The sequence below is a fragment of the Martinezella sp. CNPSo 3795 genome, assembly GCF_057784475.1.
This window is the reverse complement of the sequence record NZ_JBXSOQ010000003.1, coordinates 184,478-201,008: the sequence shown is the minus strand read 5'-3', so window position 1 is coordinate 201,008 and position 16,531 is coordinate 184,478. Positions and strand designations below refer to the sequence as shown.

The following is a 16,531-nucleotide window of genomic DNA, read 5'->3' as shown; positions in this document are numbered from 1 at the left end:
CTTGGTGCTGCATACGCGCAAGCGGCGGCTGGGGCAAGGTGGACGGCGGCTGCCGCCGTCCACTTTCGCTGGATCTGCTTTACGGCCGATCCATGTGATAGCAGGCCGCCGTCTGACCCGGACGGACGTGCTCGGTTGGCGGCATTTTCGTGCGGCAGATATCTGTCGCCTTCCAGCAGCGGGGCGAGAAGACGCAGCCCGGCGGCGGATTAAGCGGCGAGGGCGGATCGCCCTGCAGGCGGATACGCTCGCGGCCACGAGCGAGCTTCGGATCGGGGATTGGCGCGGCGGAGAACAGCGCCTGCGTGTACGGATGAGCCGGATGATCGAAGACTGTCGCGGCTTCGCCTGCTTCCACCACCTTGCCGAGGTAGAGCACCAGCACGTCGTCCGAGATCAGGCGCACGACAGAAAGATCGTGGCTGATGAAGATCAAGGTGAGGCCGAACTCCTTGCGCAGGCGACGCAGAAGCGTGATGACCTGTCCCTGGATCGAAACGTCGAGCGCCGAGACCGGCTCGTCGCAGATGATGAGCTTCGGCCGGGTGATAACGGCGCGGGCGATGCCGATGCGCTGCGCTTGGCCGCCCGAGAATTCGTGCGGGTAACGGTTGATCATCTCCGGAACGAGGCCGACGGCAGCCATGATCTCGCGAACGCGATCTTGCCGCTGCGCCCGAGTCAGTTTCGGTTCGAAGACCGTGAGCGGCTCGGCGATGATGTCGCCGACGGTCATGCGCGGATCGAGCGAGGCGATCGGATCCTGGAAGATGATCTGCATGTCGCGGCGGGCGGCACGCATTTCCTCTTCGGTGAGATCGAGCAGATTGCCGCCTTGCCAGAGAATGCGGCCTTTCTGCGCCTTGATCAGCCGCAGGATGGAGCGGCCAAGCGTGGACTTGCCGCAGCCGGATTCGCCGACGATGCCCAGGGTGCGGCCGGTTTTCAGTTCGAAGCTGACATCGTTAACAGCCGTGAGGATCATCGGCGGCTTGAAAAAGGATTTCGACGGCAGTTCAAATTCGGTCGTCAGATGCTCGACCTTCAGAAGCGTTTGCTCAGCCATGGACGAGGCTCCGTTCCTGATTAGCCGAAAGGGGATGGAAGCAGGCCGCACAGCGTCGCGATGAAAGCTGGTCGAGCGGAGGCGCGGCGTCGAGGCAGTCGTCCTGCACATGGGCGCAGCGCGGCGAGAAGGCACAGCCGCGCGGCAGGTGCATCAGGTTCGGCGGCCGTCCAGGGATGACGGTGAGGTCGTCGACATCCTGGTCCGGCCTCGGGATCGCCGAGTGAAGCGCCGCCGTATAGGGATGGGCCGGGCTTTCGAACAGCTCCTCGACCGGCGCTTCCTCGACGATGCGGCCGGCATACATGACGGCAACGCGGTCGGCGAGACCGGCAACGACGCCGAGGTCATGGGTGATCATGATGAGCGCCGTTTGCATTTCCGCGGTCAACTCATTGAAAAGATCAAGAATCTGCGCCTGGATCGTTACGTCGAGCGCCGTCGTCGGCTCGTCGGCGATCAAGAGCTTCGGCTTGGTCAGCAGCGCCATGGCGATGACGATGCGCTGGCGCATGCCGCCCGAAAGCTCGTGCGGGTAGAGGTTGAAGCGGCGGGTCGGGTCAGGGATGCCGACACGCTTCAGCATATCGAGCGCCGCTGCCGAGGCGGCACGCGCCGAAAGCCCGCCATGAACTTCGAGCTGTTCCGTCAACTGCCGCGAGATGCGAAGCGACGGATTGAGGGCGGTCATCGGGTCCTGGAAGACCATGGCCATGTCCTTGCCGCGCACATGGTCGAGTTCGCGCGGTTTCAGCGTCAGTAGATCCTTGCCGTCGAGCAGCGCCTGGCCGCTGGTGCGGCCGTTCTTGGCGAGCAGGCCCATCAAGCCGAGAAAAGTCTGGCTCTTGCCGGAGCCGGACTCACCGACGATAGCGATGCGTTCGCCGCGGCCGATTTTGAGGTTCATCTTGGAGACTGCCGCCACTTCGCCCTCGGGCGTGCGGAAGGTGATCGAGTAGTCTTTGAGTTCGAGAAGTGTGTCTGTCATGTCAGCGATCCTTCGGATCGAATGCGTCGCGCAGACCGTCGCCGATGAAGAGCAGGCTCATCAGCAGCGCGACCAGGAAACCGGCAGGGAAGAACAGCAGCCAGGGCGTCGTCTCCATGCCCGCCGAGCCTTCGGCTATCAGCGTGCCGAGAGACGTCAGCGGCTCCTGGACACCGAAGCCCAGATAGGAGAGGAAGCTCTCCGTCGCGATGATTTCCGGGATGGTCAGCGTCGCGTAGATGACGACCGGGCCGACGAGGTTCGGCACGATATGTTTCAGGATGATCTTGAACGATCGCTGCCCCGAGGCGCGGGCGGCCTCGATGAATTCCCGCTGCTTGATCGACAAGGTCTGGCCACGCACGATACGCGCCATGGTGAGCCATTCCAGCGCACCGATCGCCGCAAACAGCAGGTAGACGTTACGGCCGAAGATCACCATCAGCAGGATGACGAAGAGGACGTAGGGCAGGGCGTACATGATATCGACGAAGCGCATCATGATCGCATCGACGCGACCGCCGAAATAACCGGCAACGGCGCCATAGAGCACGCCGATGACGACCGAGACGAGGGTCGCAACAAGTGCGACCGTCAGCGAGACGCGGGTGCCGTAGAGCGTGCGCGCCAGCAGGTCGCGGCCATTGCCGTCGGTACCGAAATAGTGGCCGGCGGCGAAGTCTGGAGCGCCGCGGAACGACGTCCAGTCCGGATCCTCATAGTTGAAGGGCAGGAAATACGGGCCGAATATGGCGACCAGAACCAGCACGGCCAGTATGACCAGCGAAAGTGCCGCCGCCTTGTTGCGCAGGAGACGACGCATCGCGTCGCCTGTGAGGGAACGCCCCTTGGGTGCGAGCCCTTCTGCCGAAAGCAATTCCGCTTCCAGCAATTCTCTTTTGGCGGAATTGAGGATCATCGCATTCTCACTTTCGGGTCGAGCCAGGCATAGGCGATGTCGACCAGCAGGTTGAGGACCACGATCAGGACCATGTAGAAAATGACCGTGCCGAGGACCATGCCGTAATCGCGGTTCAGCGCCGCGCCGACGAAGTAGCGGCCGACGCCGGGGAGGCCGAAAATGCTTTCGACGACCAGCGAGCCGGTGAGCAGATAGCTTGCCGCCGGTCCAAGATAGGAAACGACAGGCATCATGGCCGGCTTCAGCGCGTGGCGCATGATCGTCAGTCGCGGACCGATGCCTTTGGCCTTGGCGGTCCGGATGAAGTTCTGGCCCATCACCTCGATCATCGAGCCGCGCATCAGGCGTGAGATGCGTGCCGCGTGCGGCAGCGTCAGGACGATGATGGGCAGGATGAGGAATTTGACGGAGCCGTCACCCCAGCCACCGACCGGCAGCCAGCCGAGCGTGTTGCCGAAGATGAGCTGCAGGATCGGCGCGATGAGGAAGCTCGGCATGACCAGGCCGATGAGGAGACCGCCGCCCAGCCAGTAATCGGCCGCGCGGTTTTGATAAAGCGCCCCGAGACAGCCTATGAAGATGCCGACGACAGTTGCAAGCACGAAAGCGGCGCCACCAATGGTCAGCGTGTAGGGGAAGCCGGACATGATCTGCTGGGTGACGGTGAAGTCCTGATTGGCGAAGGAGGGGCCTAGGTCGCCCTTCATGACGTCGCCGACATAGATCAGGTATTGCTCAACCAGGGGCTTGTCGAGGTTGTAGTGAGCCGCGAGGTTGGCTTTGACTTCCGGCGGCAATGGCCTTTCGCCATCGAAGGGGCCGCCGGGAGCGAGGCGCAGAATGAAAAAACACACTGTCACGGCAATCCACAGAACCGGGATTGTCGACAGCAAACGACGGAGAGCGTAGCCAAACATGGTCTTAGACGGCTCCCTCCCGATCGTGTCCGGGAGGGAGCCTGTTCCCAATTATTCTTTGATCGACAGCCAGCGCGTGCGGTGGATGTCCTGGATGTTGTCAACGTAACCCTGCACCTTCGGGGCGACGATGCTTCTGGAAACGTAGTAGTAGATCGGGATCGCGGCGCTGTCGTCGAGGGCGAGCTGCTCGGCCTTCTTGTAGATCTCGGCGCGCTTCTTGAGATCGGTTTCTTCATTGCCCTGCTTGATCAGAGCATCGTAGTCCTTGTTGCTCCAGCGGCCGTAGTTCATGTCGACGCCGGTGGAGAGCAGGTTCAGGAAGTTGATCGGGTCGTTATAGTCGGCGAGCCAGCCGGCGCGGCCGATCTGCACCTCACCGCGCTGCATTTCATCGTAATGCACCTTGGTTTCGGTGTTGTAGAGCTCGATATCGACGCCAAGCGGCTTCCACATGGCCGCGATCGCAACGGCAATGCGCTTGTGGTTGTCGTTGGTGTTGTAGCGCAGCTGTGCCTTCAGCGGGTGGTCAGGGCCGAAGCCGGCGTCCTTCAGCAGCTTCTTGGCCTCTTCGACCTTCTGCTTGTAAGGCTCGTCCTTCCAGCTGACATAGGCCGGCTCGCCGTAATTGGCCGTGCCCGGCGGCACCCAGGAATACATCGGCAATTCGCCGGTGCCTAGGATCTTCGGGCCGATGACTTCGCGATTCACGGCCATGGAGAGGGCCTGGCGAACGCGCTTGTCGTTAAATGGCGGCTTGGTGGCGTTCAGGACGTAGTAGTAGGTGCCAAGGAAGGGCACCACATGTGCCTGGCCGGGCAGGTTCTTCTGGATCCAGTCATATTGATCGGCCGGGAATTCCGTTAGAATATCAAATTCGCCGGCGCGATAGCGCTTCAGAGCAGCGGCCTGATCTTCCAGCGTGTAGAAGTTGACCTTGTCAATTTTGATATCGTTGGCGCCATAATATTGATCGTTCTTGACCGCGGTGACGTGCGAGCCAGGCACCCACTCCACTGGCTTGTAGGGACCGTTGGTGACGATGTTGCCGATCTTGACCCACTGGTCGCCCTTGGCTTCAACGACATGCTTCGGCAGCGGATAGGCCGTGTAGTGCATCAGAGCGTTGAGGAAGTAAGGTGTCGGGTTTTCAAGCGTGATTTCGAGAGTCTTGTCATCGATCGCCTTGACGCCGAGCTGGGTCAGATCCTTGATCTCGCCCTTGTTGATCTTTTCCGCGTTCAGGATCGTGTACTGCAGATAGGCGTATTGCGCGGCGGTCTTCGGGTCCATCAGGCGCTGGAAAGCAAAGACGAAGTCCTGAGCCGTCACCGGTTGGCCATCGGACCACTTGATGCCGTCGCGAAGCTTGAAGGTATAGACCTTCTGGTCGGGCGAAATGGTCCAGCTTGCAGCCTGGCCGGGTATCGGGTTGTCCTTGGGATCTTCGGTCACCAGCCCTTCGAAGATATCGCCGTCGATACGGTTTTCCCAATCGCCGGAAATTTTTTGCGGATCGAGCGAAGTCGGGTCGCCGCCGTTGTGGATATTGAGGGTCGCGGCATGCGCGGAAACGCTCAATATCGTGCTGACGAAAGCCGCAGCGATAAATTTTCTGGTGATGTGCGCCATATGTTTTCCCACCTTTCTGGAGTTCTTGTCCTTGTTTTACAAGGGTGTTTTTGATCCGCAGGTGACCTGTACGTGCAGGTCAATGCGCGAAGTTATCGAAAGCGACGTCGCTTTCAAGTTAAAAAAAGTCGGGCATGCTTAGCGTGTGAACTTTCATATTGGTAATTCGCTAAAATTGATACTGCGAATTTATCCGCCGGTGGTTGAGCTTTTCGGATGACCGATTTGCGGCTTGCCGCCTGCGCCCGAGTGTGCAAACTGGCAGGCCTTGTGCGATATCGAGGCGGTTTGATGAAATCGACGAATAAAGCGGCGGGAGCCGACTGGTGGCGCGGGGCTGTGATCTATCAGGTCTATCCGCGGTCGTTTCAGGACACGGATGCCAACGGGCTCGGCGACATCAAGGGGATCACCCGGCGCCTGCCTCACATTGCCGCACTCGGGGTCGACGCGATCTGGCTGGCGCCGTTCTTCACCTCGCCGATGGCCGATATGGGCTATGACGTCGCCGATTACTGCGATGTCGATCCGATCTTCGGCACGCTTGCCGATTTCGATGAGATGATGGGGGCAGCACATGAACTCGGCCTCAAGGTCATCATCGACCAGGTCATCTCGCACACTTCCGACCGGCATCCCTGGTTTGTCGAAAGCCGTACAAGCCGCGACAATCCCAAGGCGGATTGGTATGCCTGGGCCGATCCGAAGCCGGATGGGACGGCGCCGAACAACTGGCTGTCGATCTTCGGCGGCCCTGGCTGGGAATGGGATGGCGTGCGCCGGCAATATTACCAGCACAACTTCTTGACATCGCAGCCGGATCTGAACTTCCACAATCCGGACGTTCAGGATGCGGTATTGGCGGCCGTCAAATTCTGGCTCGATCGCGGCGTCGATGGTTTCCGCCTGGACACGGTCAACTACTATTTCTGCGACAAGAAGCTTCGCGACAATCCGCCGGCGCTCGTCGCGACCGGCGGGCTCGACGCGCCCGAAACCAACCCCTACGGGATGCAGAACCATCTCTACGACAAGACGCAGCCGGAGAATATCGGCTTCCTGAAGCGGTTGCGGGCATTGCTCGATCAATACGAAAACCGCACGACCGTCGGCGAAGTGGGTGACGGCGTGCGCTCGCTGGAGACGGTTGCGGCCTATACCAGCGGCGGCGACAAGCTGCACATGTGCTACACGTTCGATCTTTTGGGTCCCGATTTCACGCCGGCGCATTTCCGGCGCTGCGTCAGCGATTTCCAGGACAATGTCGTTGATGGCTGGGTCTGCTGGGCCTTTTCCAACCATGACGTTCAGCGCCATGTCAGCCGCTTTGCCGAGACGGAGGAGGAACAGCCGCGCGTGGCGAAGCTCGCGATTTCGCTGTTATCAACCCTGCGTGGCTCGATCTGCCTCTACCAGGGCGAAGAACTCGGTCTGCCGGAGGCAGAGCTTGCCTTCGAGGATCTGCGCGATCCCTACGGCATTCGCTTCTGGCCGGCCTTCAAGGGCCGCGACGGCTGCCGCACGCCGATGCCCTGGGAAGCGAGCCGTGCCCATGCCGGCTTTACCACGGCCGACAAGTCCTGGCTGCCGGTTCCCTACCAGCATGCGGCGCTCGCCGTCGACAAGCAAGAGGCGGATGCGGATTCCGTGCTGCATCACTACCAGCGGACAATGGCTTTCCGTGCGGAACATGCCGCTTTGCGCGATGGCGACATGACCTTCCTCGATACAAAAGAGGACGTTCTCGCCTTCACCCGCTCCAAGGGTGACGAGACGCTGCTCTTTGTCTTCAATCTCTCCCGCAAGCCTGTGAAGGTTGCCTTGCCGGAGGACATCAAACTTGGCAAGACGATCGCCATGCCGGGGTTTGACACGGCAGATGCCGGAGCAGCGCTAACGCTTGCTGCTCTGGATGTTTATTGCGGCAAGCTCGCCTGATCACCCGATCAGCATGAACTTGTCGACATCGACAAGGCCCCGATCCGATATCTTCAGATGAGGGATCACGGGCAGGGGCAGGAAGGCGAGCTGCAGGAAGGGCTCTTGCAGCGTCGCGCCAAGGGCATAGGCCGCCTGGCGCAGATGGTGCAGCGTATCGCGCACGCTTTCATAAGGCTTGAGGCTCATCAGGCCGGCGACCGGCAGGGCGATTTCACCGGTCACGACGCCGTCCTCGACGACGACAAAGCCGCCGTTGATGTCGCTCAAGCGATTGGCGGCGAGCGCCATGTCATCCTCGTTGACGCCGACGACGCAGATATTGTGGCTGTCATGGCCGACGGTCGAGGCGATCGCGCCTTTCTTCAAGCCAAAACCTTGGACGAAGCCGTTGGCGTGGTTGCCGTTCTTGCCGTGCCGCTCGATGACGGCGACCTTGATGATATCGTTGCCGAGGTCGATATCGGTCTGGTTGCCCTTGGTCGGCAGGCGATAGCGGCGATGTTGGGTGATGATCTTGCCAGGCGTCACGCCAATGACGGAGCTTTCGCCCTCCGTCACCGGCACGCCAAAATCGGCTGCGTTGATCGGGCGGGCCTTGACGCTGTCGAGGCCGACCGGCTCTACCGAACCGCGGGTCGCGAAGAGTTCAGCGGTGACACGGCGGCCTGCGGAGAAGACGATCTCGGCCTTGCAGCTTTCCAGGCTGTCGACGACGACGAGATCGGCGCGCCATCCGGGTGCCACGAGACCGCGATCACGCAGACCGAAGGCACGGGCTGCCGAGATTGAGGCGGCGCGGTAGATCGCCAGTGGCTCGACGCCATGGGCGATCGCCGTGCGGATCATGTAATCGAGATGGCCCTGTTCGGCGATGTCGAGCGGGTTGCGGTCATCGGTGCAGAGCGCCAGATGAGGCGACAGGCGCTCGGTAATAATAGGCATCAGCGCGTGCAGATCCTTGGAGACGGAGCCCTCACGCACCAGCACATGCATGCCCTTGCGGATCTTCTCCAGCGCCTCTTCGGCGGTTGTCGATTCATGCTCCGTGCGAATACCAGCCGCGAGATACCCGTTGAGGTCATTGCCGCGCAAAAGCGGCGCATGGCCATCGATATGGCCGCCCTGGAAGGCTTCGAGTTTCGCCATGCAGACGGGGTCCTTGTGGACCACGCCGGGGAAATTCATGAATTCGGCAAGGCCAATCACCTGCGGGTGATTGCGGAAGGGCAAGAGTTTTTCGATCGGCAGATCGGCGCCCGAGGTTTCCAGATGCGTTGCTGGCACGCAGGACGAGAGCTGGACGCGGATATCCATGATGGTTTCCAGCGAACAGTCGAGGAAGTAACGTATGCCTTCGGTGCCGAGCACGTTGGCGATTTCATGCGGATCGCAGATGGCGGTGGTCACGCCATAGGGCAGCACGCAGCGATCGAATTCGAGCGGGGTTACCAGCGAGGATTCGATGTGAAGATGCGTGTCGATGAAGCCCGGTACAACGACGCGGCCGGCGATATCGATCTCTTCGCGCCCCTGATACTCGCCGCAGGTGCCGACGATGCGATCGCCGCAGATGGCGATATCCGAAGCGACCAGCTCGCCCGTCACCAGATCGAAGAACCGGCCGTTCTTCAACACGATATCGGCGGGTTCCCGGCCGACGCCCTGGTCGATATAGCGTTCGAGTTTGGTGGTCATTTCGTCCCTCGCATATGGATCGCCCCTCATGCCGGCTCTCTTGCTCATACAAGAGGAGGCGTGAGGGGCGGAGATTGTTTGAGATTATGCCTTAGATATTATTCTGCAAGATCTCGCGGAGCTTGCCGAACAGCTCGTCGATGTGATGCTTTTCGATGATCAGCGGCGGCGATAGCGCGATGATGTCGCCGGTGGTGCGGATGAGGAGGCCCTTTTCATAGGCCTTGAGGAAAGCGGTGAAGGCGCGCTTGGTGGGCTCGCCGGCGATCGGATCGAGCTCGATGGCGCCGATCAGGCCGGTGTTTCTGATATCGATGACGTTCGGGCAGTCCTTCAGGGAATGCACGGCATCGGCCCAGTAGTCTGAAAGTTCTGCTGCGCGCGTGAGGAGGCCTTCTTCCTTATAGGTGTCGAGCGTTGCCAACGCCGCGGCAGAGGCGATCGGATTGCCGGAATAGGTATAGCCGTGGAAGAACTCGATCATATGCTCGGGTCCCTGCATGAAGGCGTCATGGATCTCCGAGGTGACGAAGACTGCACCCATTGGAATGACGCCGTTGGTCAGGCCTTTGGCGGTCGTGATGATATCCGGCTTCACATCGTAATATTGGGCGGCAAAGGGCGCACCAAGGCGGCCGAAGCCGGTGATGACCTCGTCGAAGATCAGCAGGATGCCGTGCTTGGTGCAGATGTCGCGCAGCTTCTGCAGATAGCCCTTCGGCGGGATGAGCACGCCGGTGGAGCCGGCAATCGGCTCGACAATGACAGCAGCGATTGTCGAGGCGTCGTGCAGCGTGACGATGCGCTCAAGCTCGGTGGCGATATCGCCGCCATGCTCTGGCTCGCCGCGCGTGAAGGCGTTCTTACCGGGAATATGCGTGTGCGGCATATGATCGACGCCGGTCAGCAGCGTGCCGAACATCTTGCGGTTGGTGACGATGCCGCCGACGGAGATGCCGCCGAAATTGACGCCGTGATAGCCACGCTCGCGGCCGATGAGACGGAAGCGCGAGCCATTGCCCTTCACGCGATGATAGGCAAGCGCGACCTTGAGCGCGGTTTCGACCGATTCCGAACCGGAATTGGTATAAAGAACGTGGTCCATACCCTCGGGTGCAATATCGACCAGCCTGTTCGCCAGCTCGAAAGCCTTGGGGTGGCCGAGCTGGAAGGCCGGGGCATAGTCGAGCTCGCCTGCCTGCTGGCGGATCGCCTCGGTGATCTTGGGGCGGCAGTGTCCCGCGTTCACGCACCACAGACCCGCAGTTCCGTCCAGTACCTGCCGACCGTCATGGGTGGTGTAGTACATATCCTTGGCGCTGACGAAGAGGCGCGGTTCCTTCTTGAATTGGCGGTTGGCCGTAAACGGCATCCAGAAGGCGCGCAAATCGTTGGGGGTGGCATTCAAACGGTCCGACATGCTGTTCTCCAATGGCCATTCGGGGGCCTGTTACCCGACCGCGGCGCCGCGCCGCGCGATTATATTTACTGCTTGGTCAAATTATCAGCCGGCCTATTTGCGTCAAGGCAAAGATGGGGTCGGGAAAGGAGGCTGGTGTACGGCAGGAATTGGATCGCGGCAGGTCGGCGGTGCCGGGCGCGGAGTTGTCTGCAGGCGTGATGCGAGCTCGTCCAGACATGAAAAAACTGGCAAATCTGAAGATTTGCCAGTTAAAGCAGTAAAACACCTGGTGATGAAAGCAAGTCGATCTTTCAGGGTCTAAAGTGTTCCCCGGAGATCGTCTGTCGACAGGCCTTGAGCTATTGCAAGCTCTTAAGCAGCCGATCTACTTTTTTCCGGCTCGCAATAAATGTCTTCCAGCGTTTCAAGAACACGGATCACGGATTCTGATGTGCTGGAGTAGTAAATCGTTTGAGCATCGCGACGCGTCTTGACCAGCTTCTGAGCGCGAAGCTTCGAAAGATGCTGAGAAAGTGCTGATTGGCTCAGTCCAACCTGATTGGCAAGAACGCCAACAGGAACTTCACCCTTAACGAGACTGCAAAGGATCAAAAGACGCTTTGGGTTCGCCATTGCTGATAATAATGCTGCCGCAACATTAGAATGTTCGGCCAAATCTCTTGTCTTCATCTGTTAATCTTCCCAATGCGGAGCGTACATCAGAAACTGTGCTATTTCCAAGCCGGTCCTAACCGATATCTAACAATACCAAGAGGGGTCGAAGATTGTATATACCTAAATTTAAGGTATCGAGTATGCTGTTTTAGGTATGTACGTATGATGCCTCGGCGATAATGCTGAGGTCTCCAGCGTCCCATCCAGGGGCTAAATTAGACCAAAATAGGTCGATTCTTATCGTTTCGGAGCCGCAAACATGCCAATTTTGGTCACTGCGGATTTGCAACCTGAGAATATTGGCTGCTTCTACGTCAGGCTGTCCACCTACTAATTCTCGCACTATTGTATGATTTTATTGCCGCCGGATTTTGTTTTCGGTTTAAAGCATCATCAGGTCTTTTGAGGACAAGATGTAAGCCCTTCCAAAGCCGCCGTTCAGGCTGGCATCGAGCGGAACGAGGCGGAAGAAGCAGAAATCCGGAAAGTCGATATAGAGCTTGGATTTCGGGTGGCGATCGAGAAAAAGCGCTCGGATGCGATCGTGCGCTTGGCTTTGCCGATCGATGCGCTCCGCGCTGCAGCGCAAGGTCAAGCGGGGATGAGCGAGAGGGTCGCCCTTGCCGGGCTCGCCAAAGAGCGCCGAAGCGCGGCTGTCCCTCATCAGAGCCTTGGTATGTGAGGAAAGGCCGGAAACCAGGATGACCGGAGCGCCATCGGCATCCATGGCGATCAGGACGCGGCTGACGAAGGGAAAGCCGGTTTCGGGGTCGATGACGGCCAAGGCTGCATGTGCGGCTTTGTGCATGAGGTCGCGCGCCTGACTGCGCGCATCCTCATCCGTTTCCCTGATCACCGATGGTTTGTCATTCATTAACGGCTCCATGAATTGAGGAGCAGTCGCGAACGACTACTCCTTTCGCCGGTGGCTGGTGAGACCCGACACAACGTCTTGCGCCGAGATCGTTCCAATAATCGTGCCATTGTCAACAACGCCAATATTGCCTGGCTGGCGCGTCAGGGCGTCAAGGATATCGATGAGCGGTGTCGCGGCGGTTGCCGTGGCGGTGACGGAACCGGCATTGGCCGAATGTCCGACGCCCTGTTGCATGACGTCCCGTGCCGTCAGCATGCTGATCGGATTCATGTGCTGCACGAAGTCGGCCACATATTGATCGGCTGGGTTCTTGACGATCTCCTGTGGCGTTCCGCACTGGATGATATGGCCGCTTTCCATGATGGCGATGCGGTTGCCGATGCGGAATGCCTCGTCCAGATCGTGGCTGACGAAGAGGATCGTCCGCTTCAGGCGGCGCTGGAACTCCAGAAGCTCGTCCTGCAGGCGGGTGCGGATCAGCGGGTCCAGCGCCGAGAACGGCTCGTCCATCAGCAGGATCGGCGCGCCGGTTGCAAAGGCACGGGCGAGACCGACGCGCTGCTGCATGCCGCCGGACAGTTCGTTGACCTTGCGATTGGCCCATTGCGTCAGGTTGACGAGCTGGAGCTGTTCGTCGACGCGCTTCTTGCGTTCGGTGTCCGGAACGCCGGCAAGCTCAAGCCCGAAGCCGACATTGTCGGCCACCGTTCGCCAGGGCAGAAGCGCGAACTGCTGGAAGACCATGGAGACGGTGTGCATGCGCAGGTCGCGCAGGGCTTTTGGGCTGCAGGAGTAGGGGCTGACGGCGCCGTTCTTGGTGTTGACGGAGACCTCGCCGCGCACTACCGGCGCCAGGCCGTTGACGGCGCGCAGCAGCGTCGATTTGCCGGAGCCGGACAGGCCCATCAGCACGAGGATTTCACCCTCTTCGATTTGCAGCGAGGCATTGGCGACTCCGAGCACCATGCCCGTCGACTTGCCGATGTCGTCGCGCGACTTGCCTTCATCGACAAGTTTCAGCGCGGCATCGGGACGATCGCCGAAGATGATGCTGACATTTTTGAAATCAACGGCGACGGTCATGAGCGGTCTCCTTCGCCGGGCGCGCGGAACATACGGTCGAGAATGATCGCCAGGATGACGATGCAGGCGCCGGAATCGAAGCTCTTGGCGACGTTGACGCTATTCAGCGCGCGCAGAACCGGCACGCCGAGACCGGGGGCGCCGACAAGGGCAGCGATCGAGACCATCGAGAGCGACAGCATGATGGTCTGTGTCAGGCCGGCCATGATCTGCGGCGTGGCAAAGGGAAGCTCGACCTTGCGCAGAACCTGGCGTGGCGTCGCGCCGAAGGATTCGGCCGCTTCCACCAGCGAAGGGGGAGTGGAAATGATGCCAAGGCGCGTCATGCGGATCGGTGCGGGAAGAGCAAAGACGACGGTGGCGACCAGACCGGGGACCATGCCGAGGCCGAGCAGGATCATTGCCGGCACCAGATACACGAAGGTCGGGATGGTCTGCATCAGATCGAGGATCGGCCGCATGATGGCGTAGAGCCAGGGACGTCGGGCAGCCGCGATACCGAGGGGGACGCCGACCAGCATACAGACGAAGGTGGAAGCCAGCACCAGCGCCAGCGTCTCGGTCGTCTCTTTCCAGTAACCCTGGTTGATGGTGATCAGCAGGCCAATCAGGGTGAGGACCGTGATCGTGACGCTCCGGCGCATCCAGTAGGCGATTGCCGTGAAGACAACGACGACGATCAGCGGATGCGGTGCCTGCAAGACGAACAGCAGTCCGTTGATTCCATGCGCGACAACGAAGGAAAGGCCGTCGAAGAACCATGTGACATTGCTCGTCAGCCAGTCGACGACGGCTTTGGCCCATGGCCCGATGGGGATGCGGTAATCGGTTAACCAGTTCACGTCTTTGCCCATGATTGGGGGCGGCGTTTCCGATTGTTACGTATGAAGCCGGAGGTGCCGCCGAAGAATACGGTCTGTCACGCCAAGTGGACCATTGTCCGGGAATGGCGGGACGCGAAAGCAAGCAGTCCGTTCAAGGAAGAGAAAGGGGCGGTTTGGCCGCCCCTCCATCCATCCTCGTATTACAGGCCGAGCTTGGCCTTGACCGCCGCTAGGCCGTCACCGCCGTCCTTGGTGGTGACGCCGGCGAGCCACGGCGTGATTGCTGCGGGGTTGGCCTTCAGCCATTCCGTCGCTGCGACTTCCGGATCCTTGCCGTCATTCAGGATCTTGCCCATGATTTCGTTTTCCATCGGCAGCGAGAAGACGAGATTTTTAACGAAGGTGCCGACATTCGGGCATTCCTGCAAGTAGCCTGCCCGGACGTTGGTATAGACGGTCGCACCACCGAAGTTCGGTCCGAACACGTCGTCACCGCCGGTGAGATAGGTCATCTTGTAGGTGGTGTTCATCGGATGCGGGGCCCAGCCGAGGAAGATGATCGGCTTGCCTTCCTTATCGGCGCGGGAGACCTGAGCGAGCATGCCCTGTTCGGAGGATTCGACCACTTCGAAGCCCTTGAGGCCGAAGGTGTTCTTGTCGACCATGTCGATCACCAGCCGGTTGCCGTCATTGCCCGGCTCGATGCCGTAGATCTTGCCGTCAAGCTCATCCTTGTGGGCGGCGATGTCCTTGAAGTCCTTGATGCCTAGATCCGCGCCCTTTTGATTGGTCGCCAGCGTGTACTTGGCGCCTTCCAGATTGGCGCGCACGGTTTCGACCGATTTGTCCGCAGCGAAGGGTTTGATGTTCTCGGCCATGGAGGGCATCCAGTTGCCGAGGAAGACATCGATGTCCTTGTTCTTCAGCGACTGGTAGGTCACCGGCACGGCGAGCACCTTGACGTCGGTGTCGTAGCCAAGAGCCTTCAGGAGGATGGAGGCGGTGGCCGTCGTGGAAGTGATGTCGGTCCAGCCTACATCGGCGAAATGTACGGTGCTACAGCTTGCCGGCTCGGCTGCGGAGGCCGCGGTGGCGCCCAATGTCAGTGCGGAGAGAGTTGAGGCGAAAGCGAATGCAGTAAGGGTCATTTTTATCATTGCGTGACTCCCAGTCTAACGTTCCCAAGCAACCATCAATAACTGACATTTTCAAGCGACCACAGTGTATTTGCGGCGGTTTGAGGGGGCTGAATGCGACGCCCGTCTTTTTCTGCCCGCCTGTGGCCAAGGCTTTTGCGCTCTAAGCGAAGCACGCCTGAATCCTGTGGTTTTCGCCGCGACCATCTTTCCTTATCGTCCTGCAGCACCCATGAAGCATTCAAGGAGAATGTCATGGCCAAGCTCTACTTCCACTATTCGACTATGAATGCCGGCAAATCGACGATGCTGCTGCAGGCTGCCTATAATTATCAGGAGCGCGGCATGCGCACCGCAGCCTTCATCGCAGCCCTCGACGATCGCGCCGGCCGCGGCACGATCGCCTCGCGCATCGGACTGACGATGGATGCTTTGCCGTTCGAAACGAGCGACGATCTCTATGCGATGGTCGATGAAATGCATGCAAGTGAGCCGCTTGCCTGCGTTTTCGTCGATGAGGCGCAATTTCTGACGCGCGAGCAGGTTTGGCAGCTTGCCCATATCGTCGACCGCCTCGGCCTTCCGGTCATGACTTACGGGCTGCGCACGGATTTCCACGGACGCTTATTTCCGGGATCGCAGGAACTGCTGACCATTGCCGACGAATTGCGCGAGGTGCGCACCATTTGCCATTGTGGGCGCAAGGCGACGATGGTCGTGCGCCTGGATGCCGCCGGCAAGGTCGTTCACGAAGGGGCGCAGATCGAGATCGGCGGCAGCGACAAATATGTCTCGCTCTGCCGTCGTCATTGGGAAGAGGCGATCACCTGCGAGTGAAGCGCCGCCCGCGGGCTTTCAGTAGCGTTGCCGACTTTCCTCGGCATATGATCGTTGGTCGGGATTGAGCTGATCGGGAGGGATGATGAAACTGCTTTGTCTGCTGTCGGCCGCCATCGTGCTTGCCTCGACCTCTTGCGCGCTTGCAGACGGCGATGCGGTCGCTGGCGCCGTCGTTTTCAAGAAATGCGGTGCCTGTCACACGGCGACCGGGCCTGACAATCGGGTTGGCCCCTCGTTGATGGGGGTCGTCGGACGAGCCGTCGCAAGCAAGCCCGATTATGTCTACTCACCGGCGATGCGGGCATTCGGCGCCGACGGCAAGGTCTGGGATGAAGCGTTGCTGCGGAAATATCTGCCGGCGCCGCAATTCCTCGTCAAAGGCACCCGGATGACGTTCCCGGGTCTGAAAAGCGACAAGGACCTCGACAACCTGATTGCCTATCTGAAGAATCCTGCCGCTGCCCAATAGTTTTCGAGCATTTCCTTCGCCTCAGGAAGCGGCTAGTCTCGCGCTAGAGGTAGGGGAGGGAATG

The 16,531-nt window shown here is 59.9% G+C and carries 15 protein-coding genes; 3 read left to right on the top strand and 12 right to left on the bottom strand.

Annotated elements, in window-relative coordinates:
- Window positions 1-79: 79 nt before the first annotated feature.
- The 5 genes from AC13QY_RS10600 to AC13QY_RS10580 are packed head-to-tail and all read right to left on the bottom strand — an operon-like array spanning window position 80 to window position 5,525.
- Complete coding sequence (locus AC13QY_RS10600) at window positions 80-1,066, bottom strand: ABC transporter ATP-binding protein (protein WP_113332187.1); 987 nt, start codon at window positions 1,064-1,066, stop codon at window positions 80-82.
- Entirely contained in the window at window positions 1,059-2,054 is a 996-nt protein-coding gene (locus AC13QY_RS10595) for an ABC transporter ATP-binding protein (protein ID WP_113351813.1), read from the bottom strand. Before AC13QY_RS10595 ends, AC13QY_RS10600 begins: the two co-directional genes overlap by 8 nt.
- Before the next feature lies 1 nt (window position 2,055).
- Entirely contained in the window at window positions 2,056-2,973 is a 918-nt protein-coding gene (locus AC13QY_RS10590) for an ABC transporter permease subunit (protein ID WP_069612725.1), read from the bottom strand.
- Entirely contained in the window at window positions 2,970-3,893 is a 924-nt protein-coding gene (locus AC13QY_RS10585) for an ABC transporter permease subunit (RefSeq protein WP_113332189.1), read from the bottom strand. Before AC13QY_RS10585 ends, AC13QY_RS10590 begins: the two co-directional genes overlap by 4 nt.
- A 51-nt stretch (window positions 3,894-3,944) precedes the next feature.
- Complete coding sequence (locus AC13QY_RS10580; RefSeq protein ID WP_152096196.1) at window positions 3,945-5,525, bottom strand: peptide ABC transporter substrate-binding protein; 1,581 nt, start codon at window positions 5,523-5,525, stop codon at window positions 3,945-3,947.
- A gap of 291 nt (window positions 5,526-5,816) precedes the next feature.
- Between AC13QY_RS10580 and bglA the strand changes: the two genes are divergently transcribed.
- Entirely contained in the window at window positions 5,817-7,463 is a 1,647-nt protein-coding gene (bglA, locus tag AC13QY_RS10575; RefSeq protein ID WP_152096197.1) for a beta-galactosidase BglA, read from the top strand.
- Here the strand turns inward: bglA and ade are convergent, their stop codons facing one another.
- The 7 genes from ade to AC13QY_RS10540 form a co-directional block, all read right to left on the bottom strand.
- On the bottom strand, window positions 7,464-9,161 hold the full coding sequence (gene ade, locus AC13QY_RS10570; protein WP_488493434.1) for an adenine deaminase: 1,698 nt from the start codon (window positions 9,159-9,161) through the stop codon (window positions 7,464-7,466).
- 91 nt (window positions 9,162-9,252) lie between these two features.
- Complete coding sequence (aptA, locus tag AC13QY_RS10565; protein ID WP_488493433.1) at window positions 9,253-10,581, bottom strand: omega-aminotransferase AptA; 1,329 nt, start codon at window positions 10,579-10,581, stop codon at window positions 9,253-9,255.
- Window positions 10,582-10,935: 354 nt separating this feature from the next.
- A complete protein-coding gene (locus AC13QY_RS10560; RefSeq protein WP_015340680.1) occupies window positions 10,936-11,253 on the bottom strand; it encodes an ArsR/SmtB family transcription factor in 318 nt (105 codons plus the stop codon).
- Window positions 11,254-11,620: 367 nt separating this feature from the next.
- Window positions 11,621-12,112, bottom strand: coding sequence for a HugZ family pyridoxamine 5'-phosphate oxidase (locus AC13QY_RS10555; RefSeq protein WP_145316470.1), 492 nt, complete (start codon window positions 12,110-12,112; stop codon window positions 11,621-11,623).
- A gap of 36 nt (window positions 12,113-12,148) precedes the next feature.
- Window positions 12,149-13,198, bottom strand: a complete 1,050-nt coding sequence (gene choV, locus AC13QY_RS10550) for a choline ABC transporter ATP-binding protein (RefSeq protein WP_488493432.1) — start codon at window positions 13,196-13,198, stop codon at window positions 12,149-12,151.
- Window positions 13,195-14,052 carry a choline ABC transporter permease subunit gene (gene choW, locus AC13QY_RS10545; RefSeq protein WP_069612714.1) on the bottom strand — a complete coding sequence of 286 codons (858 nt, stop codon included), beginning with the start codon at window positions 14,050-14,052 and terminating at the stop codon, window positions 13,195-13,197. The genes choV and choW overlap by 4 nt, the downstream gene beginning before the upstream one ends.
- 170 nt (window positions 14,053-14,222) lie before the next feature.
- Window positions 14,223-15,179, bottom strand: a complete 957-nt coding sequence (locus AC13QY_RS10540) for a choline ABC transporter substrate-binding protein (protein WP_145316474.1) — start codon at window positions 15,177-15,179, stop codon at window positions 14,223-14,225.
- A gap of 234 nt (window positions 15,180-15,413) precedes the next feature.
- Here AC13QY_RS10540 and AC13QY_RS10535 point away from each other — a divergent pair, with 234 nt between their 5' ends.
- Window positions 15,414-15,995 (top strand): thymidine kinase, encoded by a 582-nt coding sequence (locus AC13QY_RS10535; protein ID WP_075851140.1) that lies wholly within the window; start codon window positions 15,414-15,416, stop codon window positions 15,993-15,995.
- An 85-nt stretch (window positions 15,996-16,080) separates the two neighbouring features.
- Window positions 16,081-16,467: a c-type cytochrome gene (locus tag AC13QY_RS10530; RefSeq protein ID WP_113332196.1), complete on the top strand. Its 387-nt coding sequence runs from the start codon at window positions 16,081-16,083 to the stop codon at window positions 16,465-16,467.
- The last annotated feature ends 64 nt before the right edge of the window (window positions 16,468-16,531 follow it).

Excerpts from the sequence above, each read along its gene's own strand:
- AC13QY_RS10530 (WP_113332196.1), top strand. The coding sequence starts at position 16,081 with ATGAAACTGCTTTGTCTGCTGTCGGCCGCCATCGTGCTTGCCTCGACC.
- AC13QY_RS10560 (WP_015340680.1), bottom strand. The coding sequence starts at position 11,253 with ATGAAGACAAGAGATTTGGCCGAACATTCTAATGTTGCGGCAGCATTA.
- choW (WP_069612714.1), bottom strand. The coding sequence starts at position 14,052 with ATGGGCAAAGACGTGAACTGGTTAACCGATTACCGCATCCCCATCGGG.
- AC13QY_RS10535 (WP_075851140.1), top strand. The coding sequence starts at position 15,414 with ATGGCCAAGCTCTACTTCCACTATTCGACTATGAATGCCGGCAAATCG.
- AC13QY_RS10540 (WP_145316474.1), bottom strand. The coding sequence starts at position 15,179 with ATGATAAAAATGACCCTTACTGCATTCGCTTTCGCCTCAACTCTCTCC.
- AC13QY_RS10590 (WP_069612725.1), bottom strand. The coding sequence starts at position 2,973 with ATGATCCTCAATTCCGCCAAAAGAGAATTGCTGGAAGCGGAATTGCTT.
- AC13QY_RS10555 (WP_145316470.1), bottom strand. The coding sequence starts at position 12,112 with ATGAATGACAAACCATCGGTGATCAGGGAAACGGATGAGGATGCGCGC.
- AC13QY_RS10595 (WP_113351813.1), bottom strand. The coding sequence starts at position 2,054 with ATGACAGACACACTTCTCGAACTCAAAGACTACTCGATCACCTTCCGC.
- choV (WP_488493432.1), bottom strand. The coding sequence starts at position 13,198 with ATGACCGTCGCCGTTGATTTCAAAAATGTCAGCATCATCTTCGGCGAT.
- ade (WP_488493434.1), bottom strand. The coding sequence starts at position 9,161 with ATGACCACCAAACTCGAACGCTATATCGACCAGGGCGTCGGCCGGGAA.
- aptA (WP_488493433.1), bottom strand. The coding sequence starts at position 10,581 with ATGTCGGACCGTTTGAATGCCACCCCCAACGATTTGCGCGCCTTCTGG.
- AC13QY_RS10600 (WP_113332187.1), bottom strand. The coding sequence starts at position 1,066 with ATGGCTGAGCAAACGCTTCTGAAGGTCGAGCATCTGACGACCGAATTT.
- AC13QY_RS10580 (WP_152096196.1), bottom strand. The coding sequence starts at position 5,525 with ATGGCGCACATCACCAGAAAATTTATCGCTGCGGCTTTCGTCAGCACG.
- AC13QY_RS10585 (WP_113332189.1), bottom strand. The coding sequence starts at position 3,893 with ATGTTTGGCTACGCTCTCCGTCGTTTGCTGTCGACAATCCCGGTTCTG.
- bglA (WP_152096197.1), top strand. The coding sequence starts at position 5,817 with ATGAAATCGACGAATAAAGCGGCGGGAGCCGACTGGTGGCGCGGGGCT.